Below are 25,237 nucleotides of genomic sequence, written 5' to 3' on the forward strand. Positions count from 1 at the left end.
TTTCAGTTTGGTGCGTACTTGCAAAGTTAAGTGCTAAACCACGCAACTACTCATAGCCGAAACCGTTACAACCAAAACAAAAATATGTACTTAAAAGATAAAACAGTATTAATTACTGGAGGAGCTTCTGGAATTGGTAAAATAATGGTTCGTTTACTATTAGAACGAAAAGCCAAAGTTATTATCTGGGATATTAATCAAGAAAATATTGATAAAACAGTAACGGAGTTTTCTAGCCAAGGAGAACTATTTACCTACACCGTTGATATTTCAAGCCTTGAACAAATTCAATACACCGCTAAAAAAGTTAAAGCAGAAATTGGTGTTGTTGATGTTTTAATCAATAATGCAGGAATTATAGTTGGTAAATATTTTAAAGATCATACGGCAGCTGACATTGCTAAAACCATGGAAATTAATGCTAATGCGCCAATGTTTGTCACACTTGAGTTTCTTAAAGATATGCTGGATCGAAATTCAGGGCATATTTGCAATATTGCTTCGTCTGGTGGACTAGTTTCAAACCCTAAAATGTCGGTGTATGCAGCTAGTAAATGGTCGCTTATCGGTTGGTCGGATAGCTTGCGTTTAGAGATGGAACAACTGAATAAAAAAGTGAATGTTACCACAATATTGCCTTACTATATAAATACAGGTATGTTTGACGGTGTAAGGTCTAAAATTCCAATTCTTGAACCTGAAGCAACAGCATTAACCATTGTTAAAGCAATTGAGAAGAATAAAAAGTTAATCAGTATTCCTGGTTATATTTACAGATTTACACGTTTTGCTCAAGCGGTAACGTCAATTACTATTTTTGATTGGTTTGCTGGAAACGTCTTTGGAATTTATAAAACAATGGAACATTTCACTGGTCGAAAAAAGTAACATTAAAAACTAGCTACTTGTTCTTCTACTTGCTCCCACTCTTCCATTAACTCGTCTACTTTTGCTTTTTTGGCTTTATAGTTTTCAAAGAAGTTAGGGCGAGCAGCAACTTCGTCGTAGTTCTGAGCGAGTTCTAAATCTATTTTTTCAATTTCGGCTTCTAAATCCGCTATTTGGTTTTCAATTTTATTGAGCTTATTTTTTAGCTTTTTTAGCTCCTTTTCTTGCTCTTTCGATAATTGATAGGCTTCTTTTTTAGAAGTGTCTTTATCTTCCTTTACTATGGTTCTTTTTTCAGCATCACGTAAACTTTCCATTTTGTGTTGCTCTAAGAAATAATCGATATCACCTAAATATTCTTTTATTTCTCGGTCTTTAAATCCATATACGGTTGTTGTTAATCCTTGTAAGAAATCACGATCGTGAGATACTACGATTAAGGTTCCGTCAAAGTTCTGTAAAGCTTTCTTTAATACGTTTTTAGAAGCAATATCTAAGTGGTTGGTAGGCTCATCCATTATCAACACATTAAAAGGCGATAACAACAGCTTACACAAGGCTAAACGGTTTCGCTCACCTCCTGATAGTACTTTTGCTTTTTTATCTACCGCTTCTCCACCAAACAAGAAAGCGCCTAACATGTCTCTTACCTTTACTCTGTTAGTATCGTTAGCAGCGTCTTCCATTATTTCCAACACTGTTTTCTCTGGCGGTAATTCTTCGGATTGGTTTTGTGCAAAATAACCTATCTCTACATTGTGTCCGAGTTTTAAACTTCCTTCAAACGGGATTTCCCCTACCATCATTTTAGCTAAAGTAGATTTTCCTTGTCCGTTTTGACCTACAAAAGCAATTCTACTATTTCGCTCGATGAGTAAATCAACATCTTTTAATACTTCTTTTTCTCCGTAGTTCTTCGTTAAGTTTTCAGCTTCTACAATAATTTTACCTGGTTCTTTTGAAATTTCAAAACGAACATTCATTACTGCATTATCATCCTGATCAACCTCAATACGCTCTACTTTCTCCAGCTTTTTAATCAGCGATTGCGCCATGGAAGCTTTACTTGCTTTTGCACGGAATTTTTCAATCAACTTTTCAGTATGTTCTATTTCCTTTTGTTGATTTTTCTGTGTTTGCAACTGCTTTTCTTTGATCTCAGCACGCAGTTTTAAGAACTCAGAATACGGTTTTTTATAATCATAAATCTGACCTAACGAAATTTCTATGGTACGATTGGTTACGTTATCTAAGAACATCTTATCGTGCGATACTAAAACGATAGCTCCTGCATAGTTCTTCAAGAAGTTTTCTAACCAAATAATCGACTCGATATCTAAGTGGTTGGTAGGCTCATCGAGTAATAAAATATCGTTGTTCTGAAGAAGAAGTTTTGCCAATTCAATACGCATACGCCAACCTCCAGAGAAAGTATCGGTCAACTTATCAAAATCTTCACGTTGAAATCCTAAACCTTGTAAAATCTTTTCGGTTTCTCCTTGGTAGTTATATCCACCAAGTAGCTCATAACGTTCTGTTTTCTCGTTTAAATCAACAATTAATTGATTATACGCTTCACTTTCATAATCAGTTCTTTCCGCCAATTGACGGTTGATTTCATCAAGTTCTAGTTCAATTTCTTTAATTTCAGTAAATGCTTGGTAGGCTTCTTCTAAAATGGTTCTTCCATAATCAAAATCAATATCCTGACGTAAAAAACCGATACGCACATCTTTATCAAATGCCAACGTACCACCACTGCTTTCAATATCCTTTGCCAAAACTTTAAGTAGCGTAGATTTACCTGCTCCGTTTTTTCCAATCAATCCAATACGATCTCCTTTAATTAATTTAAAGGTGATTCCAGAAAACAAGTCTGTTCCCATGAAGGAAACTGATAAATCGTGTACGTTTAACATAATTTTAGCAAATTACCAAGGTTTTGTAACTGTGGTTACAAAATACTGTTTTATTTTTGTTGAAATTTGTGCAAACTTACAAAAAGCAAATAGTTAATCGAACTTAATATCTATAAGAAATGTTTGGAAAAGGAAGTAAATTATACAGTATTTTCAACAGCAAATGTCCTCGTTGTCATGAAGGTGAATTTTTCAAGTATAAACTAAATTTAAACCCAAAAAAAATAACTACGTTACACGACAATTGTCCTAAATGTAACTTTAAATACATGATGGAGCCTTCTTTCTTTTTTGGCGCTATGTATGTTAATTATGCATTGGCAGTAGCGCTTTTTGTTGCTGTTTTTATCATTGCAAAAGTTTTTATTGGATTGTCTATTTTACATAGTTTTATTACTATTGTAATTGTTTCTTTAATCTTAACTCCAGTTACTATTCGTCTTTCAAGAATTATATGGATTAACCTTTTCGTGAGTTACAAAAAAGACGCTAAAGAATTACAATCAGAAAAGTAGTTTTTAAAATACAATCATATCAAAACAAAAATAGCTTCCTATAATCAGGAAGCTATTTTTGTTTGTGAACATTTTTAGATTCACATTATTCAAATCTTTTAATATCAATCTCGCTATCTAATTTTTTACCATTTTCAAGGTGATTAAACAAGTTTTCAGCAACAGTTGGCGCTACCATAACTCCACGTGTGCCTAAGCCGTTTAAAACCGCTAATTGAGCGTATTTAGGATGGACGCCTACTAAAGGTCTTCTATCTTTTACCGTAGGACGTATTCCTGCTGATTGCTCTATCACTGTATAAGGCACGGAAATAATTTTCTGAAGCTTATCTTCCAACTCTTTTCTCCCTTCTTCTGTTGGAATAGAGGTTTTATCTGACCAATTAAACGTTGCTCCAACTTTATAGTTATCATTTCCTAAAGGCATTACAAAAACACTTCCTTTTAACAAAAAATCAATTTGTAAGTCAGGTGCATGAATAGTTATTGTTTCTCCCTTTGTTCCATTAAGTGGTAAGTAATTAAAAAATGGATTCTTTTTCAATCCAAAACCTTCACTAAACACCACTCGTTTTGCAATGGTATCTTGGTATTGAACTTCAGCATTATCTTCAATCATTGATTTTGAATAATCAAAAGCTTCTTCAACAAGATTCCCTAAGGAATTGATATATTCTTTATAGGCAGTAACCAGTAATGGTGTATCTATTCTTCCTGTACCTGTTAACTCTCCAAATCCATAATCGCCAATTACTCCTTTAATTTTTCCTTTTTGAATAGTAGGGTTCATATAGTGAGCTAACATTGGCTTGTCTGAAGCTGTAAACCAATTGTTCTCGTCTCCTACACTTGTAAACACCTTTTTTGTCGTGAAACTATAATCTAACGTTATGTTTAATTTTTCTTCTAATTTTTTATAAAAAGGGAGTGCTTTTTGCAACTGTTCGTGACCGTTCCAAACAGGTGTAAATCGTTTTAAAATTACAGGATTGTATACACCTCCTGCTACTACAGATGATACTTGTGAGCTGTTCTCAAAAACTACAAAACTTTTGTTGTTTTCTATAAGCTTTTCTACTAAGGCTATTCCTGACAGTCCTAAACCAACAACTATATAATCTACCTTTCTTATCATACTTCAAAAATACTATTATTACAACAAAAAAGAGCTTGCAATGCAAGCTCTTTTTTTTATGTATATAGCAGAATTCTAGTAATTCCACATATCCATTTCACGATTACGAATACCTTCTTTAATTCTATTCGCTTCTAATAGTTGGAATAATGAATTTCCACGGATATAATCAGAAATAGCTCTGTCTCCATAAATATTTTCTTCCTTTAGAATTGTAGAATTAAAACGTCTTGCGTTTAACAAGTTGTCATAAGACAATGGTTGTGCTGAATTTTCAGGGTTGAATACTTTTGAGTTATGCAAGGTTTCTCTTGCATCTGGAAAAAACACCCAAAATAACGGATATACATTTTCACTGTCATCAATTTCTTCAACTCCCATTACTTGTACATCTGGTCCCATTGGAGCTAACGCTAATAAGCGATATTTTAACTCACCTTGTCGCTTATCAAAATACCAAATACCTTTTAACTGATAGCCCTTAATATCCTGAGACTGGACGTAATAAGGATCGATATAATCACCATTTTGGCGCTCGTTGTAAGTCATTAACTTAACTTCTTCCATCCCTATTTTAGTAGTAAAATAAGAATCATTATAAACCTCTGTTATCTCACCATTTTTAATACCTTTTAAAAGGGTGTCAAATAACGAACGTCTTGTTAAACCAGCATTTGCAGTATCAATTGGATAATAATATGGAAGATTTATTTTTTGATTTAAATCTACATATTCCCACACCACTTTAGACCATAACACATCTCTATCACTAATATAGCCATAAGGAAGTGGTTTGTCATCTTCTGAAGCGATTTGTGCTTCAGATTTAAATCCAATTTCATCTACCTTTTTAGCATTTAAAAGGTTAGCTTGTGCACTTGCATAACTTGTAGCTGCAAATGCGAATAAAACCATATAAAAACGCTTCCAATTCATACTTTCTTGTTTTTACTTATTAATTTGTAATTTCTATAGCAACAGGTAATACTTTTTTGATGCTATAATTAGAGCCAGAAACTGATGCTTTAATATCGAAAATAGTAATTACATCATTTCTTCTAGCTTTATTTAACGCTGCTTTTGCTCTTGGGTTTAATCTAGTTCCTCTAACTGGAATAGCTACTTGACCAGGAACTTTAATTTTAAAGCTAGATACGTTTAATTTTAAATCAAATAAGAAGTCTGGTAAACCAGCTGCAATACTAACATTTCCTAAACTTGCCTTTGGCATTTTAACTGTACCATATTGCCCTCTTACCATACCTACTGCTGGCGGTATGTCTTTAATTCTAAATTTCTTTACTGAACGTACTCCTTTATCAGACCCTGCTGGTGTACCAGTTACAACGATATTTACTTCACTTCCTTTACCAGGGAACATAGTATACTTGTCTCCACTAACTCTTTTTAAACCTGGTGCTCTCGCAGCAACTTTGTTACTTGGCACTCCTGGAATAGAAATAGTTAATGGATTTGCTAAACCACGATATACAACGTTCATTTTATCTGCTGAAACTAATGCTTCGTTTGGTCTTGGAATTACCGCATATGCTCCTTTGATATCTATTTTTACAATAGAATCTCCTTCTTTAAACTGGAACTCTCCTTTTAACTCTTTATCTCCTACATTTCCTGCTGGACCATCTAAGATAACCTGACCTGCTTGAATTTTTTCTTCTTCTACTTCTTTATCGTTAATAATAACTTTTTCAGCTGTTAAGTTAGGATCTTTTTTACCTAAAACAATTCTACCTGATAAGTTTTCTCCTGGGTAGTATGCGCTCTTGTCGAAAACAACCATAGCCTCATACTTTGTCATAGAAACTGCACTTTCAAGCTCTCCTTGTAATAACGCTGTTAACGCATCAGATTCTGTAGCTTTAATATCTGCTTGAATTTGAGTTAACTTTGTTAAAGAAGCAATTAAAGGGAAACCTTCATAGTTATACTTTAACCAATCGATTTTGTCTCCATCTTTATTTGTTACTTTCTCTGTACTGAAACGAGCTGCCACAACATCAGCAACATCTGTTCCTTCTAAAGCTGTCATTGCTTGGTTTCTAAACCCTTCAATTTTAGCTACAAATTCTTTACCAGCTTCAGTTACTTTTCCACCTTTAAAGAATAATTCGTCTAAAAACTTAGACTTATCCATTGTTTCATATGCTGTTTTATCTTCTAAATCACCTGTCATTCGGCTCTTTAAATCTCCAACATAAGCATATAACTCATCGGCTGCTACTTTTAACTTGTCTGTTTTCTCTTTAGCCTCTCCATACTGCTTTGCTTGTTCAGCAGCTTTTTGAGCTAACGTTTCATAAGCCGTTTTGTTTTTTTCTGTTGACTTTATGTTTGCTTCGGTTAATTTTTCATTCATTAATCCAAAGGCTGATAATACCTCTTTACTCATATTCATTGCTAACATTGCAATAAATACTAAGTACATCAGGTTAATCATCTTCTGCCTTGGTGATAGTTTTCCTCCTGCCATATTAATTAGTTTGTTTCGTTAATTATTTAGATAAACTAATTAATTACTTGTTAGACATTGCAGATAACATTCCACCGTAAACTCCATTTAACGAAGATAAATTCGTTGCTAAAGATTGCATTTGCTCTTGTAAACGTTGAGAGTTTTCAACCATTGCAGAGTTTAAATCAGCTTGCTTACTAGCATTCTCTACTTGAGTTTGGTATAAACTGTTTAAAGATTCCATTTGAGCTGCTGCTCTAGACATTTGCTCATTATAGCTGTTTGTAGCTGAAATTGATTGAGAAGCAGATGCTAAAGGCTCTACCGCTCCTTGGAAACTTTTAATGCTATCTCCTAAACGAGATACTAATTGTGCGTCTAATTTAGCTTCACTTAAGATATTATCTAACTTTTGAGATAACATGCTTTGTGCTTCAACAGGAGAAGCTTCTTTTGCTTTTTTTCCTATTGCTTGACCGTCAGCTAATTCTGGATATACTTTAGTCCAATCTAAATCGTCTTCTACTGCTTCGAAAGCTGATAATGCGAAAACACCTGCTTCCACTATCATACCTACCATTAATACTTCATTTCCAAAAGGCCAGTGTAAAATTTTAAATAATGCTCCAATGATAACTACTGCGGCTCCTAAACCGTAAGCCATATTGAACATCTTCTTAGTTGATTTTGATTGTGCCATAATTTTTAAATTTTTGGGGATTAATATTTATTCTTGTTTTCTTGTTTTAATTACTCTTATTAGTACCTAAATAGTCTTGAACAGTTCTGAATCCGATATAGCTTCTTGCTGTATCTGCATATTCCCAATCACGAGAACTTACTTCTAAGAAATAGGCTACATCTTTCCATGAACCTCCACGGATAATTTTTCTTCTATTTTCCTTAATTTCTACGTTAGGGTTCATTGTAGACCCCATATAGTAAGACATTTGGTTATACGCTGTATTTGTCCATTCAGAAACGTTACCTGCCATATTAAATAATCCATATTCATTAGGATTGTATGACATTGCTTCTACTGTATATAAAGCTCCGTCTGCTGCGTAGTCTCCACGTACTGGCTTAAAGTTTGCTAAGAAACATCCTCTGTCACTTGTGGTACTTGGTCCACCCCAAGGATATTTAGCATAATCTAAACCTCCACGAGCTGCATATTCCCACTCAGCCTCTGTTGGCAACCTGAAAGCAGGTACTAATCCTAGCTTTTTTCTTGAACGTTGGAAGTTATTTTTAGTTTGTGTTCTCCAGTTACAAAATGCTTTTGCTTGATTCCAAGTTACACCTACTACTGGGTAGTTTTCGTATGCTTTATGAGCAAAATATTCTTGGTGCATTGGGTCGTTGTATGAATAATTAAAGTCTTTAATCCAAACTGTGGTATCTGGATATACGTTAATTACTTCATTTTTCAAGAAATCTTTTCTGTTCTTTCCTGTTCTTGCTGCCGCCTCATTATCAAACCAGTAGTATCTGTAGTTTAATAATTTAGTATTAAAAGTTCTGATTCCGTTTAAAGCCTCTTCTTTCTTAATATATAGAGAATCCATTACTTCTACATAATCAGCATCTGGATACTCAGGAGCTTCCCAAATAATTTCTTCTTCCCAGTTTAATGGTTTTAAAGAATCTAAACCAGCTCCCAACTCATAGTAGTTTTCACGCATATACTTTTCGTAAGGAGTTTCATTTACTGTATCTTTTGATGCAAACGCATATAACTGAATACCTTCTGCTCTTCCAGCTCCTTCTCCTTCACCAGCTCCCATTGAGGCAAACTCTGCCTGATAGGCTAGTTTTGTTCTTGTAATAGAGTCTCTCACCCAGTGAACAAATGCTTTATACTCACTATTAGTTATTTCTGTTTCATCCATGTAAAATGGTTGTACAGTTACAGTTTTAGTTGGTGCGTTCATAGCTCCCATAGGATCTTCATCTTGTTTACCCATAGTAAAAGACCCTCCAGGTATTTTAGCCATTCCGTATGGCTTTTCGGCAAACCATTTTCTCGTAGACTTTACTCCTACTAACTCTCCTCTATCTCCACTTGAACCACAAGAGTAGATGATAGACACCAATAATGCAAGTAATGCTATTTTTTTCATATTATATCTTTCTTATATAAAGAGGCGTAAACCTATTATTTTTTTTATTAAAAAACAATTACGAGTTATATTTTTTCACACATTAGACAACTTTCTTTTAGACAAGCTTTTGTAAAGCTTTATACCACCTTTCTGGTGTTTTCTGTTGTAATGCGAGTTCATAATCTCTATAGCTACATGGTATTAACGCATGTCTTTTGTGTTTATTATTCGATATTAAATTTAATTCCATCCACCAACGACCACTTTTATCACTTTTGTAAAAATTAATTGGGTCGTCATCATTTAAAAGTACTGTAAATTTTTGATAACTTTCTTTTGTTGCAAACGGATAGTCTTTTGCTCTAGAGTTCATTCCTTCTATAAAGTACCAAATTATTTGAGCTATTAACTTTGCTGTTTGACTGTTTGAATCTAACATAACATTGTACTCATAAATTCCGAAAGAAGTTACTTTATCACTTATCCCTGCGTATCGTGCTATTGCACAGATTTCTTCTCCGTAAAATCCATTTGGTGAAGCATTCTCATTTGCGGGAGCTTCACTTTGACGAATACTTCCTATATCTACGCTTACAACATCTGCATCTCTCATTATAGGTTCTACCAAAGTAATATCTTTTACCTCTCCTAATCTATACGCGTCGAAATACAGTTTATCTAATAGTTCTATTTCTTCTTGTGAGTTGAAATAGGTTTGATAACCTATGTTACTAAAATTAAAAAGATTGTTAGGCTCCTCCATTACAATTCTACTCACATACGATTTTGATGTAAGATCATCTTCTAACGAACCTAAATCGAATCGGCTATCTACAGCTACTAAATTAACTGTTTGTTCTAAGTTATCGTAAGCCCTATAATTTGCATAAGTAATATCTTGCCCCCCACCTATTATGATCGGCAAAATATTTTTCTTTAGCAAAAACTCTATCGATGACTTCACCGCAAAATAAGTATCTTCTAGGGTACTTCCTTTTTCTATATTTCCTAAGTCAGCTATTTGGGATGTCCACCTACCAGCAAACAGCTTATAAAAATGTTTACGAATTAGCTCCAAACCGTTTCCGCAACCTTCATTCCCTACTGCTCCCCTTCCGTCTTTTACTCCTAAAATAGCTATTGAGACTTCTGTTAAATCTGGAAAACCTTTTTCTAGAGTATGAAGCTGAACTGTTTTACCTAATACCGAAGGTGCTAGCTCATGTACGTGAGCTACTACAGATTCTTCGATGGGTGTAAAGAAGTCAAGATTCATTTATTGGGGGATTTTAAGAGCGCTAATATAGCAAACTATTTTTTATAGAAAGCTTCTTTATTTCTTTTTGGTTACTTTCTTCTTTGTTGTTTTCTTTTTTGGCGTTTTTGCTTCTATCATTTTAACAGCCTCTTCTTGTGTTAGTTTTTCTATCTCTGTTGTCTTTGGAAGTTCTACTTTTATCTTTCCTTTTATTACATTAAAACGTCCCCAGCGTGCTTTTTCTACACGAATACCAACCTCTTCAAAATTGTGGATTAGCTTTTCACGCTCTTTTCTTTTTTTATCTTCTATTAATTCTTCTAAATCTGCTTGACTTAAATTATCAAAATCGTATTTTTTATTTACGTTGATAAAAATAGAATTCCATTTAATAAAAGGGCCAAAACGCCCTACTCCTTTTTGAATTGGCATTCCTTCATATTCTCCAATAGGAGCATCTGCTTTTCTTTTTGCTTCAATCAACTCAATAGCTCTATCCATATCTACAGACATTGGGTTTTCTCCTTTATCTAACGATACATATTTACCATCAAATTTAATATAAGGACCAAATCTTCCGTTAGCTACAACTACTTCTTTCTCTTCGTAGTCTCCCAATGTTTTAGGCAACTTAAATAAATCCATTGCCTCTTCATAGGTAATTGAATTCATTGTTTGATCACCTTGTAAACTTGCAAAACGAGGTTTCTCTTCATCAGTTGCCTCTCCTATCTGTACCATTGCTCCGTAACGTCCTAAACGCACATACACATTCTTTCCACTTTCAGGATCTACACCTAATAAACGTTCCCCTTTTGCTCTTTCTGCATTTGCAGCAACATCCTCTACAACAACATGAAAGTTTTTATAGAAGTCTTTAATCATTGCTATCCAATCTTCTTTTCCTTCTGCAATTTCATCAAATTCATTTTCTACTTTAGCTGTAAAACCATAATCTAAAATTGCATCAAAATTTTCTACTAAGAAATCATTTACTATATTTCCTATATCTGTTGGCACGAGCTTTCCTTTATCTGAACCTACTCTTTCAGTTAAAATTTGCTCTGACACTTCTTGATTGGCTAAACTTAATTGAGTGTAATTTCTTTCTTTTCCTTCTACAGTCCCTTTTTCAATATACTGTCTTCTTTGAATAGTTGAAATGGTTGGTGCATACGTAGAAGGGCGACCAATACCTAACTCTTCTAATTGTTTTACCAAGGATGCTTCAGAAAACCTTGCCGGCGGACGCGTGTAACGCTCAGTTGCTGTTATCAACTCGTTTATCAACTTTTCCTTTACTTTCATTTTAGGCAACATTCCTGCTTGTTCCTCCTCTTCGTTGTCGGTGCCTTCCAAATATACTTTTAAAAACCCTTCAAAAGTAATTACCTCTCCATTTGCAGTAAACTGCTTTTTATTCTTATTGTTATCTATTTTTACGACGGTACGTTCTAGCTTAGCTTCACTCATTTGTGAAGCTAATGTGCGTTTCCAAATTAAGCTATACAACCTTGTTTGATCATACTCTCCAGTAATTTCATGATTCTCCATGTTGGTCGGACGAATTGCCTCATGCGCTTCTTGTGCTCCTTTAGACTTAGTTGCATAATTACGTGGCTTGCTATATTCTTCACCATAAGAAGCTATAATTTCTGCTTGAGCAGCTTTTTTTGCATCATCAGATAAGTTTACACTGTCTGTTCTCATGTAGGTTATTAACCCTGCTTCATACAAACGTTGCGCTACCATCATAGTTTTGGCAACTGGAAAACCTAATTTTCTTGACGCTTCCTGTTGCAACGTCGATGTAGTAAATGGCGGTGCTGGAGATTTCTTTGCTGGTTTTTTTTGTAAATCAGCAACAGAAAATTCTGCTCCTAAACAAGAGTTTAAGAAATTTTCAGCTTCTTTTTTTGTTGAAAAGTTCTTTGCTAATTTTGCTTTAAATTTTTTCCCTTCTACATTTACAAACTCAGCATCAACACGATAAGAAGCTACTGGTGTAAAACCTTCTATTTCTCTTTCACGTTCTACAATTAAACGTACTGCAACCGATTGTACTCTACCTGCTGACAATCCTGGTTTTACTTTTCTCCATAATACAGGAGATAATTCATATCCTACAATTCTATCTAACACACGTCTTGCTTGTTGAGCGTCAACAAGATTATAATTAATTGTACGTGGATTTTCAATTGCTTTTAAAATTGCATTTTTAGTAATAGAGTTAAAAACAATACGCTTAGTGTTTTCATTTTTCAACTTCAATTGTTCCGCTAAGTGCCATGCTATAGCTTCTCCCTCGCGGTCTTCATCGGATGCTAACCAAACAGTTTCTGCTTTCTTTGCTAAGTCTTTCAGTTTTTTTACTACCGCTTTTTTATCGGTAGAAACTATATACTTCGGTTTGAAATCTCCTTCTACATTTACTCCCAACTCCTTAGATGGTAAGTCTGCAATGTGTCCAAAACTCGATTCAACCTGAAAGTCCTTTCCTAAAAACTTTTCTATTGTTTTCGCCTTAGCAGGTGACTCAACTATTACTAAATTTTTTGCCATACGTCTTATATCTCTTATCTCATTTTACACTTTTGTAATATAAGTGTAATTCAGTTTGCAAAAGTATATAGTTTTTTTTTAATGGGTCTTTTTTAACTAAATTTTACTTTTTCTTAAAAAAACAATCCATGTCAATTTGTCACAAATTACACTTTTTGGTTGTATCTTTGCAGCCTATTTTAGTATGATTTAAGGATTTATGGAACACGTAGAGAAAGTAATTGATGAAAAAAAACAAGGAAAAGCCCTTGTTACAGAACACAAAGAAGGAAACAACAAAAAACTTTTTATAGAAAGTTATGGTTGCCAAATGAATATGAACGATAGCGAAATTGTGGCGTCAATTTTAGCAGAGCAGGGTTTTAATACCACTCAAAATTTAGAAGATGCTGATTTAGTATTGGTAAATACATGCTCTATTCGTGAAAAAGCAGAAACCACTGTTCGTAACAGACTCCAAAAATACAATGCTGTTAAAAAGGTAAATCCAACGATGAAAGTTGGTGTACTGGGTTGTATGGCAGAACGATTGAAAGAAAAGTTTTTAGAGGAAGAAAAAATCGTTGATTTAGTTGTTGGTCCTGATGCTTATCGTGACTTACCTAATTTAATTGAAGAAGTTGACGCAGGTCGTGATGCTGTAAATGTAATATTATCAAAGGAAGAAACGTACGCCGATGTCTCTCCTGTTCGTTTAAACTCTAACGGAGTTTCTGCATTCGTATCAATTACTCGTGGTTGTGATAATATGTGTACATTCTGCGTAGTTCCTTTTACTCGTGGTCGTGAACGTAGTCGTGATCCTAAGAGTATTATTGAAGAAATTCGCAGTATGCAAGAAAAGAACTTCAAGGAAATTACTTTACTAGGTCAGAATGTAGATTCTTATTTATGGTATGGTGGCGGATTGAAAAAAGATTTCAAAAAAGCATCTGAATTAGCGCAGGCTTCTGCAGTAGATTTTGCTCAATTATTAGACATGTGTGCTACTGAGTTCCCGAAAATGCGTTTCCGTTTTTCTACGTCTAATCCACAGGATATGACACTGGATGTGATTCATGTTATGGCAAAACACCAAAACATTTGTAAATACATTCACTTGCCTGTTCAAAGTGGAAGTAACAATATGTTAAAAGCTATGAACCGTCAACACACTCGTGAAGAGTACATGGAGTTAGTTGATAATATTTACAAAATTGTTCCTGAAATGGCTTTAAGTCAAGATATGATTGCGGGGTTCTGTGGAGAAACTGAAGAAGACCATCTTGATACTTTAGACATGATGAACTATGTAAAATATAGCTTCGGTTTTATGTTTGCTTATTCGGAAAGACCTGGAACGTTGGCTGCTAAAAAAATGGAAGATGATGTTCCTTTAGCTATCAAAAAACGTCGTTTACAAGAAATCATCGATTTACAACAAGAGCACAGCTTATACAGAACAAAAGAGAACCTTGGTCAAGTTCAAGAAGTATTGATTGAAGGGACATCAAAAAAGAATCCTAACGAATGGAAAGGTCGTAATACACAAAACACTGTTGTTGTTTTCCCTAAAGAAAACTACAAAATGGGTGATTTTGTAAATGTAAAAATTGAAGATTGTACTTCTACTACCTTAAGAGGTACGGCTGTTGGATATTCTGACAATAATTAATTTATAGAAAAGAGTGTAAAGAGAAAAGAAAAAGGTATAAGCTTTTCTCTCTGCTCTTTTTTCTTTATTCTAAAAAAGAAATGGAAAATTTACAAGCTATAAAACAACGCTTTGGCATTATCGGTAACGATATGCAACTAAATCGTGCTATTGAAAAAGCGATTCGTGTTGCTCCTACTGATATTTCAGTACTAGTTACTGGTGAAAGTGGTGTTGGAAAAGAAAGTATACCAAAAATAATTCATCAGTTATCACACAGAAAACATGCAAAATACATTGCAGTTAACTGTGGAGCGATTCCTGAAGGAACAATTGACAGCGAATTATTTGGACATGAAAAAGGGGCTTTTACAGGAGCTACACAAACCCGAAAAGGCTATTTTGAAGTGGCTGATGGTGGAACTATTTTTTTAGATGAAGTTGGCGAACTACCGTTAACCACGCAAGTACGTTTATTGCGTGTGTTAGAAAATGGAGAATTTATAAAAGTAGGATCTTCACAAGTACAAAAAACAAATGTTCGTATTGTAGCTGCAACCAACGTTAATATGCACGAAGCCATTTCTAAAGAGAAATTTCGTGAAGATTTATATTATCGTTTAAGTACTATAGAAATTCCACTACCTCCTTTAAGAGACCGTGGGGAAGACATTCATTTATTATTTAGAAAGTTTGCTGCAGACTTTGCACAAAAATATCGAATGCCTACCATCAGGTTAAATGAGAATGCTGTAAAGGTTTTATTGAACTATCATTTCCCTGGTAACATTCGTCAATTAAAAAACATTGCCGAACAAGTATCAATAGTTGAGGAAGACAGATTAATTACCCCAGAAAAACTAGTTCAATATTTACCTGAAAACCGCAATAACTTACCTGCTATTGTTGATGGTAAAACTACAAGTCAATCAGATTTTGCTACCGAACGAGATATCATGTATAAAATTTTGTTTGATATGCGTAATGACATTAATGATCTAAAAAAATTAACATTAGACTTAATGCAAAGTGGTAACCTAGAAGAGGTACAAGAAGAAAATCATCGATTAATTGAACGTATTTATCAGGATCAAGATTTATCAGAAGTTTCAAATGTTGAAGTAGTTCAAATCCCTAAAGTTTCACAACCTCAAGATGATTATGATTATGCTGAAACTATTGAAGAAGACGAAAGTTTATCGTTACAAGAAAAAGAAATAGAAATGATAAAAAAGTCGCTCGAAAAAAATAACGGAAAACGTAAGTTAGCTGCAAAAGAATTAGGTATTTCTGAACGAACTTTATACCGAAAAATTAAACAATATGACCTGTAAGCTAATTTGTTTACTTTTACAACTCATCCAATTTTAAATGAAAAAAACTCTTTATATACTATCTTTGTTTATTAGTTTAACAACTATTATTGGTTGTGGAGCATACTCTTTTACTGGCGGTAACACAGGAGATGCAAAAACAATCCAAGTTGATTTTTTCTCAAATCAGGCACCTTTAGTTGAACCAATACTTAGCCAAAAGTTCACACAAGATTTACAAGACCTATTTACTCGTCAAACCAATTTAACGTTAGTTAAAGCTGGTGGAGACTTACATTTTTCAGGTGAAATCGTTGATTATCGCATCACTCCTATGAGTGCTACTGCACAACAAACTGCAGCACAAAACAGGTTGACAGTTTCTGTAAATGTAAACTTTGTGAATGCTCTTGAAGAAAAAGATAATTTTGAAAAACGTTTTTCTTTCTATTACGATTACGGAGCTAACCAACAGTTAACTGGTTCGGTATTAGAAACAGCTTTAGATGAAATTATAGAGCGTATTACACAAGATATTTTTAATGCTTCAGTAGCTAAATGGTAAACTCATTGAATAAGGATAAATACATACAATTTTTAGAAAAGCCAGAATTAATTTCCACAGAAAATTCTTCAGAAATTACGGCTCTTATCCAAGAGTATCCTTATTTTCAATCTGCTAGAGCGCTTCGTTTAAAAATTTTAAAAAACCAAGAAAGCTACAAATACAATAACGAGTTAAAAATCACAGCTGCTTATACAACTGATAGAACTGTTTTATTTGATTTTATTACTTCGGAAGCTTTTAAAGAGACTCCTAAAAAGGAAGAAAAACTTAGCTTAAAAGATAAAATTCTTCCGAAGAAAAAAACAACTGAAACTACTTCTATTGAAGAAGATTTAGCAATTGGAAAGCCACTTTCTTTTACCCAAAACGAAACCTTTTCCTTTAATCAGTGGTTACAATTATCTTCTAAAAAAACTATTGTCAGAGATGTAGCTCCTGAGAAAGAAGAAAAAAAGCAAGAAAAAGAACCTCAACCTATAAAGTCTGAACACGACGCTATTATTAATCGCTTTATAGAAACAGCTCCTAAAATATCACGACCAAATAAAACATCTACAACTGATGTTAAAATAGCCGACAAACAACAAAGTAATCAATTAGCTACTGAAACTTTAGCAAAAGTTTACCTTGAACAAAAGAAATACGACAATGCTATTCAAGCATATAAAATATTAAGTTTGAAATATCCAGAAAAAAGTGGTTTCTTTGCAGACCAAATTAAAAGAATACAAATTTTACAAAACAATAAATAGATGACAACGTATACTTTACTTTTAGTTTTAATATTGATTGTTGCAATAGCATTAATCTTAATTGTAATGGTTCAAAATCCTAAAGGTGGAGGATTATCTTCATCATTTGGAGGCGGTGGAGCTCAAAATATTGGAGGTGTACAAAATACAAATAGCTTTTTAGACAGAACTACCTGGACATTAGCTATTACTATGTTTGCTTTAATTTTATTAGCGAACTTTGCTATTCCAAGAGGTAATGCAGCTGATACTCCTCAGTTAGATGACACTTTAAACAATATTGAAACTACAACTACTCCTGCTACACCAGCAGTAACAGATACTGTTAAAGACAGCGCTCAGTAGTTTGTTATATACAACATAAAAAATGCCAACGTAATGACACGTTGGCATTTTTTTTATATGTAAACCTAAGCTCTTAGAAAAAATGTCAGCAAAAAATCAATGGCATAATTTCTGACAAAAACTAATAAGTAAATTTTAATTTAATCAATCAAAATATATAAAATGGGATTAAACATTAAACCTTTAGCAGACAGAGTTCTTGTTGAACCAGCTGCAGCAGAAACTACTACAGCATCAGGAATTATCATTCCTGACAACGCAAAGGAAAAACCACAAAAAGGTACTGTCGTAGCCGTAGGGAACGGAACAAAAGATGAGCCTTTAACTGTAAAAGTTGGTGATACTGTTTTATACGGAAAGTACGCAGGTACTGAGCTTAAATTGGAAGGAAAAGATTATTTAATTATGAGAGAAAGCGACATTTTCGCAATTATCTAAAATTTCTTTGCTATTAGCTTTTCGCTACTAGCCAATAAAACAAAAAATTAAAAACTAAGCCAAAAGCTATATGCTAACGGCCAAAAAAACTTAAACAAACATGGCAAAAGATATAAAATTTGATGTAGACGCTCGCGACGGATTAAAACGTGGTGTAGATGCATTAGCGAATGCAGTAAAAGTAACTTTAGGACCTAAAGGACGTAATGTTATTATTTCTAAATCTTTCGGAGCTCCTCACGTAACAAAAGATGGAGTTTCTGTAGCAAAAGAAGTAGAGTTAGAAGACGAGTTAGAAAACATGGGAGCTCAAATGGTTAAAGAAGTAGCTTCTAAAACTAACGATTTAGCAGGTGACGGTACTACTACTGCAACTGTTTTAGCACAAGCTATCGTAAAAGAAGGTTTAAAAAACGTAGCTGCGGGTGCTAATCCAATGGATTTAAAACGCGGTATTGACAAAGCAGTAACTGCTATTACTGAAGATTTAGCTAAACAATCTAAAGAAGTTGGTGATTCTTCAGAAAAAATTAAGCAAGTAGCAGCAATTTCATCTAATAACGATGCGGTAATTGGTAATTTAATTGCTGAAGCATTTGAAAAAGTTGGAAAAGAAGGTGTAATTACTGTTGAAGAAGCTAAAGGAACAGATACGTATGTTGATGTTGTTGAAGGAATGCAGTTTGACCGTGGATATTTATCTCCGTACTTCGTAACAGATGCTGATAAAATGATTGCTGATTTAGAAAATCCATACATTTTATTATTCGATAAAAAGATTTCTAACTTACAAGAAATCTTACCTATTTTAGAACCAGTAGCACAATCAGGAAGACCTTTATTAATCATTGCTGAAGATGTAGACGGACAAGCTTTAGCTACTTTGGTAGTTAACAAATTACGTGGTGGGTTAAAAATCGCTGCTGTAAAAGCTCCAGGATTCGGAGACAGAAGAAAAGCAATGTTAGAAGACATCGCTATTTTAACTGGTGGTACTGTAATTTCTGAAGAAAGAGGTTTCTCTTTAGAGAATGCTACTTTAGATTTATTAGGAACTGCTGAGACAGTAACTATTGATAAAGACAATACAACTATCGTAAACGGATCTGGTGATGAAGAACAAATTAAGGCTCGCGTAAACCAAATTAAAACACAAATTGAAACGACTACTTCTGATTACGATCGTGAAAAACTACAAGAGCGTTTAGCGAAGTTAGCTGGTGGTGTTGCTGTATTATATGTTGGTGCTGCTTCTGAAGTAGAAATGAAAGAAAAGAAAGACCGTGTTGATGATGCGTTACATGCTACAAGAGCCGCTGTAGAAGAAGGAATTGTTGCCGGTGGTGGTGTTGCTTTAGTACGTGCTAAAAAGGTATTAGAAGCCATTACTACAGAAAATTTAGACGAAACTACAGGTATTCAAATTGTGAATAGAGCTATTGAATCTCCTTTACGTACGATTGTTGAAAATGCTGGTGGTGAAGGTTCTGTTGTAATTAACAAGGTATTAGAAGGTAAAAAAGACTTTGGATATGATGCTAAATCTGAACAATATGTAGATATGTTAGAGGCTGGTATTATTGACCCTAAGAAAGTAACTCGTGTAGCTTTAGAAAACGCTGCTTCTGTTGCTGGAATGATCTTAACTACTGAGTGTGCTTTGGTTGACATTAAAGAAGATGCTCCTGCAGGTGGTGGAATGCCTCCAATGGGTGGTGGAATGCCAGGAATGATGTAAGTCGAGAAGCTCGACACCTAAATATTTAAAAACCTCGAGAAATTTCTCGAGGTTTTTATTTTTTATTCTTTTCTATTTCTAAAATCGTATTAAACATGTCTAATTGCTTTTCTGAAAAGCTACTCACAACTCCATCTCTTGCATAAAAATTAATATTAGGGTCATTTTTATGAACTAAAACAACTATTGGCTGTCCAATACTCCATGCTTTATAAAACTCTTTTTCGCTGCCATTCAAAAATATTGAATCATTTACAGCATAAGAATAATCCATTAACATATTGTATGATGAATCAAAAACAGAAGGTGTTTGGTAAACTTTAGTTATAACTCCTTGCACTTCGTAAAAATCATTTTCATTGAAATCTTCATATTTTTTGTCTTTTGAACAAGAAAAAAAAGATCAAGAAAATAATAAAACAACTATATCTTTCTCTCCACAACATAATCAATCATTTGAAGTAGTGATTTTTTGTAGTCAGAATCTGGGTAATTATCTAAAATAGCTAAGGCTTTATTTTTGTAATCCATCATTTTAGCTGTGGTGTATTCCAATCCTCCGTTTTGTTTTACAAAAGCAATTACTTCTTTTACTCGCTTTTTATTCGTGTTGTGCTTTTTAACGGAGTTAATCAACCAAGATTTTTCTTTTTTAGAACAGTTATTCAAGGTATAAATTAACGGAAGTGTCATTTTTTGTTCTTTGATATCTATTCCTGTAGGTTTTCCTATTTTATCTTCCGTATAATCAAATAAATCATCTTTAATTTGGAATGCAATACCAATGTATTCTCCAAACTTACGCATTTGTTGGACTGTTTCATTGTTCGCTCCTACCGAAGCTGCACCAATTCCACAGCACGCCGCTATTAAAGTGGCTGTTTTTTGGCGAATAATTTCAAAATAAACTTCCTCAGTAATATCTAATTTACGCGCTTTTTCAATCTGCAACAACTCACCTTCACTCATTTCACGTACTGCAATCGAAATCAATTTCAGTAAGTCAAAATCTTCATTATCTATCGAAAGTAATAATCCTTTAGAAAGTAAATAATCACCTACTAAAACAGCTATTTTATTTTTCCATAAGGCATTCATTGAAAAGAATCCTCTACGACGATTACTATCGTCAACCACATCATCGTGTACTAATGTTGCAGTATGGATTAACTCTACTACTGACGCCCCACGATAGGTACGTTCATCAAATCCTCCGTTAGAAACCATTTTTGCTACCAAAAACACAAACATTGGTCGCATTTGTTTTCCTTTTCTACGAACAATATAATAGGTGATTCTGTTTAATAATGGAATTTTGGATAGCATCGAATCTTTGAACTTCGTTTCAAAGAGTTCCATTTCTTTCGCTATTGGAAGTTTTATTTGCTCTACTGGCTTCATTGGCTAGCAAAAATAAGAAATAAATACCTAACTTTTATTAGCTAATTGCCCACAAGCAGCATCAATATCTTTTCCTCTAGAACGACGTACATTTACCACAATATCATTCATTTCAAGGTTAGAAATATAATTATTTAAAGCTCTATCTGATGCTTGTTGAAACTCTCCGTCGTCTATAGGGTTGTATTCAATTAAATTAACTTTACAAGGAACATAACTACAGAATCGAACCAACGCATCAATATCCTCCTTTCTATCGTTAATTCCATTCCAAACAACATATTCATACGTTATTCTTCGCTTGGTCTTTTCATACCAATACTCCAAAGACTCTTTTAGATCTTTTAGAGGAAAAGTAGTATTGAATGGCATAATAGATGTACGAACCTCATCAATAGCAGAGTGTAATGAAACTGCTAAATTAAAACGTACTTCATCATCTGCCATTTTCTTTATTATTTTAGGTACACCTGAAGTAGACACAGTAATTCTACGGGCAGCCATTCCTAAACCTTCTGGTGAGGTAATTTTATCAATTGCTTTTATAACATTGTTATAATTCATTAAAGGTTCTCCCATCCCCATAAACACGATATTTGATAATTTATGATTATGGTATAACCTACTTTGCTTGTCAATAGCAACTACTTGGTCGTAAATTTCATCAGCATTTAAATTACGCATACGTTTTAAACGCGCTGTTGCACAAAATTTACAGTCTAAACTACAACCTACCTGACTCGACACACATGCTGTTGTTCTGGTTTCTGTAGGAATTAGAACAGATTCTACAATCAATCCATCATGTAACTTGATAGCATTTTTTATTGTGCCATCATTACTACGTTGCATTGCATCTACTTCAATATGGTTTATTACAAAATTATCATCTAACATTTGGCGTGTTGCTTTTGATAAATTCGTCATATCATCAAATGAATGTGCTGCTTTTTGCCACAACCATTCATATACCTGATTTCCACGAAAGGCTTTATCGCCATTCTCTACAAAAAAATCACGTAGTTGTTCTTTAGTTAATGCTCGTATGTCTTTTTTCTTTACTGTCATCAGGTACAAAAATACACAAAACCTCACAAGTTACTTGTGAGGTTTTGCTAATGATTATAAAAGTTGTTTTTTATAAAATTAACATCGCATCTCCGTACGAGTAAAATTTATATTTTTCTTTAATTGCTTCTTGGTAAGCTTCCATCATAAAATCGTGACCTGCAAATGCTGAGACCATCATTAATAATGTAGATTTTGGCGTATGGAAGTTTGTTACCATACAGTTAGCAATACTAAAATCGTATGGAGGAAAAATAAACTTGTTAGTCCACCCTTCATAAGCATTTAATTGCTGACTAGAAGATACAGAAGACTCAACCGTTCTCATTACTGTGGTACCAACAGCACAAACTCTTTTTTTATTAGCAATCGCATTGTTAACAGTATCAGCACTTGTTTGTGGAATAATGATTTGTTCAGAATCCATTTTATGCTTAGATAAATCTTCTACTTCAACAGGGTTAAATGTTCCTAACCCTACGTGTAAAGTAGTTTCAGCGAAGTCTACTCCTTTAATCTCTAAACGCTTCATTAAATGTTTAGAAAAATGTAACCCTGCTGTTGGAGCCGCTACTGCCCCTTCATGCTTAGCAAATATTGTTTGGTAACGCTCTTCATCTTCTGGCTCTACCTCACGTTTAATATATTTTGGTAACGGAGTTTCTCCTAACTCAATTAACTTTTTTCTAAATTCTTCATAAGGTCCATCAAATAAGAAACGTAATGTTCTACCACGAGAAGTTGTATTATCAATTACTTCAGCTACTAAACTATCATCTTCTCCAAAAAATAATTTATTTCCTATTCTTATTTTTCTTGCTGGATCTACCAATACATCCCACAAACGATTTTCAGCATTTAATTCACGTAATAAAAATACTTCAATACGAGCTCCTGTTTTTTCTTTATTTCCGTACATACGAGCAGGAAATACTTTCGTATTGTTTAACATCATTACATCTCCTTCATCAAAATAATCGATTAAATCTCTAAACAATTTATGCTCGATTTTTTGTGTGTCGCGGTGTAACACCATTAAACGTGCTTCATCTCTATGTTCTGATGGATATTCTGCCAATAATTCCTTTGGCAATTCAAAATCAAAATTTGATAATTTCATTTGTAAAATTTTCTTAACGGTGGCAAATATACAATTTCAACATAGGGGTTGTCAAGTGATTGCCTGTTTATTTTATCTCTTCATTTTTTATCCCTACAATAGCCATGTCTTTCCAAAAGCTTCGATATGATTTTGTTACCACCTCAGCTTCTAAAATTTCTATTGGAACTTTTAACGCCAACGGAGCAAAAGCCATTGCCATTCGATGATCATTATAGGTTGCTATTTGAATATTATCTTTAATTACTTCGGAAGCTTTTAAATGTAAACTCTCATTAGTAACTAAAATCTCTGCTCCTAATTTTGTTAACTCTTCACGTAAGGCTTCTAAGCGATCTGTTTCTTTGATTTTTAACGTATGTAGCCCTGATAAGTCACAAGCTATTCCTAATCCGAAACAAGTAACTGCTATGGTTTGCGCTATATCTGGTGCATTTTTTAAATCTTCTTTTAATACAGCTGAACTATGTTCTCTTTCTTTCGTTAAAAGAATTGAATTTTCTTCAAAAGTAGTCGTTACTCCAAAGTGTTTATAAATTTCTGACAAACAATTATCTCCTTGTAAACTATCTTTTTTATACGCTGATAATTTTACGGAAGCTCCCACTTTACTCAATGCTATAATCGAGTAAAAATAAGACGCTGAACTCCAATCAGACTCTACTACAACTGTTTGTTTCTCTACTGTTGACTTAGGTTTTATTTTGATAACCTGTCCTCCAAACTCAGCTTCAACATTCAATTGATGTAATAGCTGTATGGTCATATTGATGTACGGAACTGAAGTAATTTTGCCTACCATCTCAATCTCCAATCCGTTCTGTAAACTTGGAGCAATCAACATCAACGCAGAAATATATTGACTACTTACATTTCCATTAATTGAAACTTTATCCTTTGTTAGTTTTTTTCCTGATATTTTGAGTGGTGGATATCCTTCTTTTTCTACATATTCTATATCAGCACCTAAATTACGAAGCGCATTAACCAAAATTTCAATTGGTCGATTATGCATACGGTCTGATCCTTGCAATATTTTTGTAACGCCTTCTTGTGTTGCAAAAAAAGCAGTTAAAAAGCGCATCGCAGTTCCTGCATGTCCAATATCTGCAACTATATCATCAGAGGTTAATGCCCCTTGTAAATGGTGTGTATCGTCAGAATCTGATAAATTTTCTATCTGCAAACCTGAATATAATTGCTGTAAAATCAGTAATCTATTCGATTCACTTTTTGAACCTGAAATTGTAATTTCTTTACCTGATGCAAACAGTTCTGTTCTTAACTTTAAATCCATTGAAGTTTACTTCATTCTTTTGTTAACTATGTACATACTATAAATTACCGTAATAACAATTTTGCTTAACCAAAAACGAATCCATTGCTTGTTTGCAAAATGCACATTATAAACAGTTTCAAAGTCCCCAGAAAAAATAGCGCCTCCTGTTTTAAATAACAGAGAAAACAATGCTACAACTACTAAAAAAGGGATTCCTACTTTTACTACATTAATCCAAAAGCTTCCTTTTTGTATATTTTTTATAAGACTCATTTATTGTAATTTTTCGTTGTTATGATGACGGTCGTGGTCACGTTTGGTTTTTAAATCTAATTTCTTATCAAACGCTTCTTGTAAGTTAACTCCTGTTTGGTTCGCTAAACACAACACTACAAAAACTACATCAGCTAACTCTTCTCCTAAATCTTTGTTTTTATCACTTTCTTTTTCACTTTGCTCTCCATAACGACGCGCAATAATTCGAGCTACCTCTCCAACTTCTTCTGTTAGTTGCGCCATATTTGTTAACTCATTAAAGTAACGTACTCCATGGTTCTTGATCCATTCGTCTACTTGTTTTTGTGCGTCTTGAATATTCATAATGTACTTTGTTTAGTATTCTTTGGTTAAAGCTTCAAAGATAAAACTTCTGTATTTTAATCGGTTTAACTATGCTGATTTTTCTATGTTTATTGATGGATTAATTTCAACTTCTAAACTACTTTTC

At 33.7% G+C, this 25,237-nt stretch carries 24 protein-coding genes; 9 read left to right on the forward strand and 15 right to left on the reverse strand.

All coding sequences use genetic code 11. From position 1 onward, the window contains the following. Positions 1–84: 84 nt before the first annotated feature. Complete coding sequence (locus Q0663_RS08675) at positions 85–888, forward strand: SDR family oxidoreductase (RefSeq protein WP_299009478.1); 804 nt, start codon at positions 85–87, stop codon at positions 886–888. Between the two features lie 2 nt (positions 889–890). On the opposite strand, the gene Q0663_RS08680 is transcribed toward Q0663_RS08675, so the two are convergent. Beyond that, positions 891–2,807, reverse strand: a complete 1,917-nt coding sequence (locus Q0663_RS08680; RefSeq protein ID WP_299009481.1) for an ABC-F family ATP-binding cassette domain-containing protein — start codon at positions 2,805–2,807, stop codon at positions 891–893. 119 nt (positions 2,808–2,926) lie between these two features. On the opposite strand from Q0663_RS08680, the gene Q0663_RS08685 reads away from it, so the two are divergent. After that, the gene (locus tag Q0663_RS08685) at positions 2,927–3,322 is read left to right on the forward strand and encodes a DUF983 domain-containing protein (protein ID WP_299009483.1); all 396 of its coding nucleotides are present in this window, start codon (positions 2,927–2,929) and stop codon (positions 3,320–3,322) included. Positions 3,323–3,407: 85 nt separating this feature from the next. Here the strand turns inward: Q0663_RS08685 and Q0663_RS08690 are convergent, their stop codons facing one another. The 7 genes from Q0663_RS08690 to topA form a co-directional block, all read right to left on the reverse strand. After that, entirely contained in the window at positions 3,408–4,457 is a 1,050-nt protein-coding gene (locus Q0663_RS08690; RefSeq protein WP_299009485.1) for an FAD-binding oxidoreductase, read from the reverse strand. Between the two features lie 75 nt (positions 4,458–4,532). Further along, a complete protein-coding gene (gene gldN / locus Q0663_RS08695; RefSeq protein ID WP_299009488.1) occupies positions 4,533–5,393 on the reverse strand; it encodes a gliding motility protein GldN in 861 nt (286 codons plus the stop codon). 19 nt (positions 5,394–5,412) lie between these two features. Further along, entirely contained in the window at positions 5,413–6,948 is a 1,536-nt protein-coding gene (gldM, locus tag Q0663_RS08700; protein WP_299009491.1) for a gliding motility protein GldM, read from the reverse strand. A 43-nt stretch (positions 6,949–6,991) separates the two neighbouring features. Further along, positions 6,992–7,630, reverse strand: a complete 639-nt coding sequence (gldL, locus tag Q0663_RS08705) for a gliding motility protein GldL (RefSeq protein WP_299009494.1) — start codon at positions 7,628–7,630, stop codon at positions 6,992–6,994. Positions 7,631–7,676: 46 nt separating this feature from the next. Then, entirely contained in the window at positions 7,677–9,053 is a 1,377-nt protein-coding gene (gene gldK / locus Q0663_RS08710; RefSeq protein ID WP_299009497.1) for a gliding motility lipoprotein GldK, read from the reverse strand. A gap of 97 nt (positions 9,054–9,150) precedes the next feature. Then, positions 9,151–10,311 carry a formimidoylglutamase gene (locus Q0663_RS08715; protein ID WP_299009500.1) on the reverse strand — a complete coding sequence of 387 codons (1,161 nt, stop codon included), beginning with the start codon at positions 10,309–10,311 and terminating at the stop codon, positions 9,151–9,153. Positions 10,312–10,368: 57 nt separating this feature from the next. Continuing rightward, positions 10,369–12,855 (reverse strand): type I DNA topoisomerase, encoded by a 2,487-nt coding sequence (gene topA / locus Q0663_RS08720; protein WP_299009503.1) that lies wholly within the window; start codon positions 12,853–12,855, stop codon positions 10,369–10,371. Positions 12,856–13,054: 199 nt separating this feature from the next. Here topA and miaB point away from each other — a divergent pair, with 199 nt between their 5' ends. From miaB to groL, 7 genes are all read left to right on the forward strand, one after another. Next, entirely contained in the window at positions 13,055–14,509 is a 1,455-nt protein-coding gene (gene miaB, locus Q0663_RS08725) for a tRNA (N6-isopentenyl adenosine(37)-C2)-methylthiotransferase MiaB (protein ID WP_299009505.1), read from the forward strand. 80 nt (positions 14,510–14,589) lie between these two features. Then, entirely contained in the window at positions 14,590–15,822 is a 1,233-nt protein-coding gene (locus Q0663_RS08730; protein ID WP_299009508.1) for a sigma-54-dependent Fis family transcriptional regulator, read from the forward strand. A gap of 37 nt (positions 15,823–15,859) precedes the next feature. Then, complete coding sequence (locus Q0663_RS08735) at positions 15,860–16,366, forward strand: LptE family protein (protein WP_299009511.1); 507 nt, start codon at positions 15,860–15,862, stop codon at positions 16,364–16,366. Between the two features lie 5 nt (positions 16,367–16,371). After that, entirely contained in the window at positions 16,372–17,121 is a 750-nt protein-coding gene (locus Q0663_RS08740) for a hypothetical protein (protein WP_299009513.1), read from the forward strand. Then, on the forward strand, positions 17,122–17,466 hold the full coding sequence (gene secG / locus Q0663_RS08745; RefSeq protein ID WP_299009515.1) for a preprotein translocase subunit SecG: 345 nt from the start codon (positions 17,122–17,124) through the stop codon (positions 17,464–17,466). A 162-nt stretch (positions 17,467–17,628) separates the two neighbouring features. After that, positions 17,629–17,904, forward strand: a complete 276-nt coding sequence (gene groES / locus Q0663_RS08750) for a co-chaperone GroES (RefSeq protein WP_047788560.1) — start codon at positions 17,629–17,631, stop codon at positions 17,902–17,904. Positions 17,905–18,004: 100 nt separating this feature from the next. Further along, complete coding sequence (groL, locus tag Q0663_RS08755; RefSeq protein WP_299009520.1) at positions 18,005–19,642, forward strand: chaperonin GroEL; 1,638 nt, start codon at positions 18,005–18,007, stop codon at positions 19,640–19,642. Positions 19,643–19,697: 55 nt separating this feature from the next. Here the strand turns inward: groL and Q0663_RS08760 are convergent, their stop codons facing one another. From Q0663_RS08760 to Q0663_RS08790, 7 genes are all read right to left on the reverse strand, one after another. After that, a complete protein-coding gene (locus tag Q0663_RS08760; RefSeq protein ID WP_299009521.1) occupies positions 19,698–19,982 on the reverse strand; it encodes a hypothetical protein in 285 nt (94 codons plus the stop codon). Positions 19,983–20,065: 83 nt separating this feature from the next. Beyond that, entirely contained in the window at positions 20,066–21,043 is a 978-nt protein-coding gene (locus tag Q0663_RS08765; protein ID WP_299009523.1) for a polyprenyl synthetase family protein, read from the reverse strand. Between the two features lie 27 nt (positions 21,044–21,070). Next, positions 21,071–22,111 carry a 23S rRNA (adenine(2503)-C(2))-methyltransferase RlmN gene (gene rlmN / locus Q0663_RS08770; protein WP_299009526.1) on the reverse strand — a complete coding sequence of 347 codons (1,041 nt, stop codon included), beginning with the start codon at positions 22,109–22,111 and terminating at the stop codon, positions 21,071–21,073. A 70-nt stretch (positions 22,112–22,181) separates the two neighbouring features. Beyond that, a complete protein-coding gene (queA, locus tag Q0663_RS08775) occupies positions 22,182–23,231 on the reverse strand; it encodes a tRNA preQ1(34) S-adenosylmethionine ribosyltransferase-isomerase QueA (protein ID WP_299009529.1) in 1,050 nt (349 codons plus the stop codon). A gap of 67 nt (positions 23,232–23,298) precedes the next feature. Then, on the reverse strand, positions 23,299–24,528 hold the full coding sequence (locus Q0663_RS08780; protein WP_299009532.1) for a 3-phosphoshikimate 1-carboxyvinyltransferase: 1,230 nt from the start codon (positions 24,526–24,528) through the stop codon (positions 23,299–23,301). Between the two features lie 6 nt (positions 24,529–24,534). Beyond that, the gene (locus tag Q0663_RS08785) at positions 24,535–24,783 is read right to left on the reverse strand and encodes a hypothetical protein (protein WP_299009535.1); all 249 of its coding nucleotides are present in this window, start codon (positions 24,781–24,783) and stop codon (positions 24,535–24,537) included. After that, positions 24,784–25,110 carry a nucleotide pyrophosphohydrolase gene (locus Q0663_RS08790; RefSeq protein WP_274634057.1) on the reverse strand — a complete coding sequence of 109 codons (327 nt, stop codon included), beginning with the start codon at positions 25,108–25,110 and terminating at the stop codon, positions 24,784–24,786. Positions 25,111–25,237: the final 127 nt, after the last annotated feature.

The organism is uncultured Tenacibaculum sp. (genome assembly GCF_947504135.1).
Lineage (GTDB): Bacteria > Bacteroidota > Bacteroidia > Flavobacteriales > Flavobacteriaceae > Polaribacter.

Coding starts and splice junctions, on each gene's coding strand:
- Q0663_RS08675 (WP_299009478.1), top strand. CDS start 85: ATGTACTTAAAAGATAAAACAGTATTAATTACTGGAGGAGCTTCTGGA.
- Q0663_RS08680 (WP_299009481.1), bottom strand. CDS start 2,807: ATGTTAAACGTACACGATTTATCAGTTTCCTTCATGGGAACAGACTTG.
- Q0663_RS08685 (WP_299009483.1), top strand. CDS start 2,927: ATGTTTGGAAAAGGAAGTAAATTATACAGTATTTTCAACAGCAAATGT.
- Q0663_RS08690 (WP_299009485.1), bottom strand. CDS start 4,457: ATGATAAGAAAGGTAGATTATATAGTTGTTGGTTTAGGACTGTCAGGA.
- gldN (WP_299009488.1), bottom strand. CDS start 5,393: ATGAATTGGAAGCGTTTTTATATGGTTTTATTCGCATTTGCAGCTACA.
- gldM (WP_299009491.1), bottom strand. CDS start 6,948: ATGGCAGGAGGAAAACTATCACCAAGGCAGAAGATGATTAACCTGATG.
- gldL (WP_299009494.1), bottom strand. CDS start 7,630: ATGGCACAATCAAAATCAACTAAGAAGATGTTCAATATGGCTTACGGT.
- gldK (WP_299009497.1), bottom strand. CDS start 9,053: ATGAAAAAAATAGCATTACTTGCATTATTGGTGTCTATCATCTACTCT.
- Q0663_RS08715 (WP_299009500.1), bottom strand. CDS start 10,311: ATGAATCTTGACTTCTTTACACCCATCGAAGAATCTGTAGTAGCTCAC.
- topA (WP_299009503.1), bottom strand. CDS start 12,855: ATGGCAAAAAATTTAGTAATAGTTGAGTCACCTGCTAAGGCGAAAACA.
- miaB (WP_299009505.1), top strand. CDS start 13,055: ATGGAACACGTAGAGAAAGTAATTGATGAAAAAAAACAAGGAAAAGCC.
- Q0663_RS08730 (WP_299009508.1), top strand. CDS start 14,590: ATGGAAAATTTACAAGCTATAAAACAACGCTTTGGCATTATCGGTAAC.
- Q0663_RS08735 (WP_299009511.1), top strand. CDS start 15,860: ATGAAAAAAACTCTTTATATACTATCTTTGTTTATTAGTTTAACAACT.
- secG (WP_299009515.1), top strand. CDS start 17,122: ATGACAACGTATACTTTACTTTTAGTTTTAATATTGATTGTTGCAATA.
- groES (WP_047788560.1), top strand. CDS start 17,629: ATGGGATTAAACATTAAACCTTTAGCAGACAGAGTTCTTGTTGAACCA.
- groL (WP_299009520.1), top strand. CDS start 18,005: ATGGCAAAAGATATAAAATTTGATGTAGACGCTCGCGACGGATTAAAA.
- Q0663_RS08765 (WP_299009523.1), bottom strand. CDS start 21,043: ATGAAGCCAGTAGAGCAAATAAAACTTCCAATAGCGAAAGAAATGGAA.
- rlmN (WP_299009526.1), bottom strand. CDS start 22,111: ATGACAGTAAAGAAAAAAGACATACGAGCATTAACTAAAGAACAACTA.
- queA (WP_299009529.1), bottom strand. CDS start 23,231: ATGAAATTATCAAATTTTGATTTTGAATTGCCAAAGGAATTATTGGCA.
- Q0663_RS08780 (WP_299009532.1), bottom strand. CDS start 24,528: ATGGATTTAAAGTTAAGAACAGAACTGTTTGCATCAGGTAAAGAAATT.
- Q0663_RS08785 (WP_299009535.1), bottom strand. CDS start 24,783: ATGAGTCTTATAAAAAATATACAAAAAGGAAGCTTTTGGATTAATGTA.
- Q0663_RS08790 (WP_274634057.1), bottom strand. CDS start 25,110: ATGAATATTCAAGACGCACAAAAACAAGTAGACGAATGGATCAAGAAC.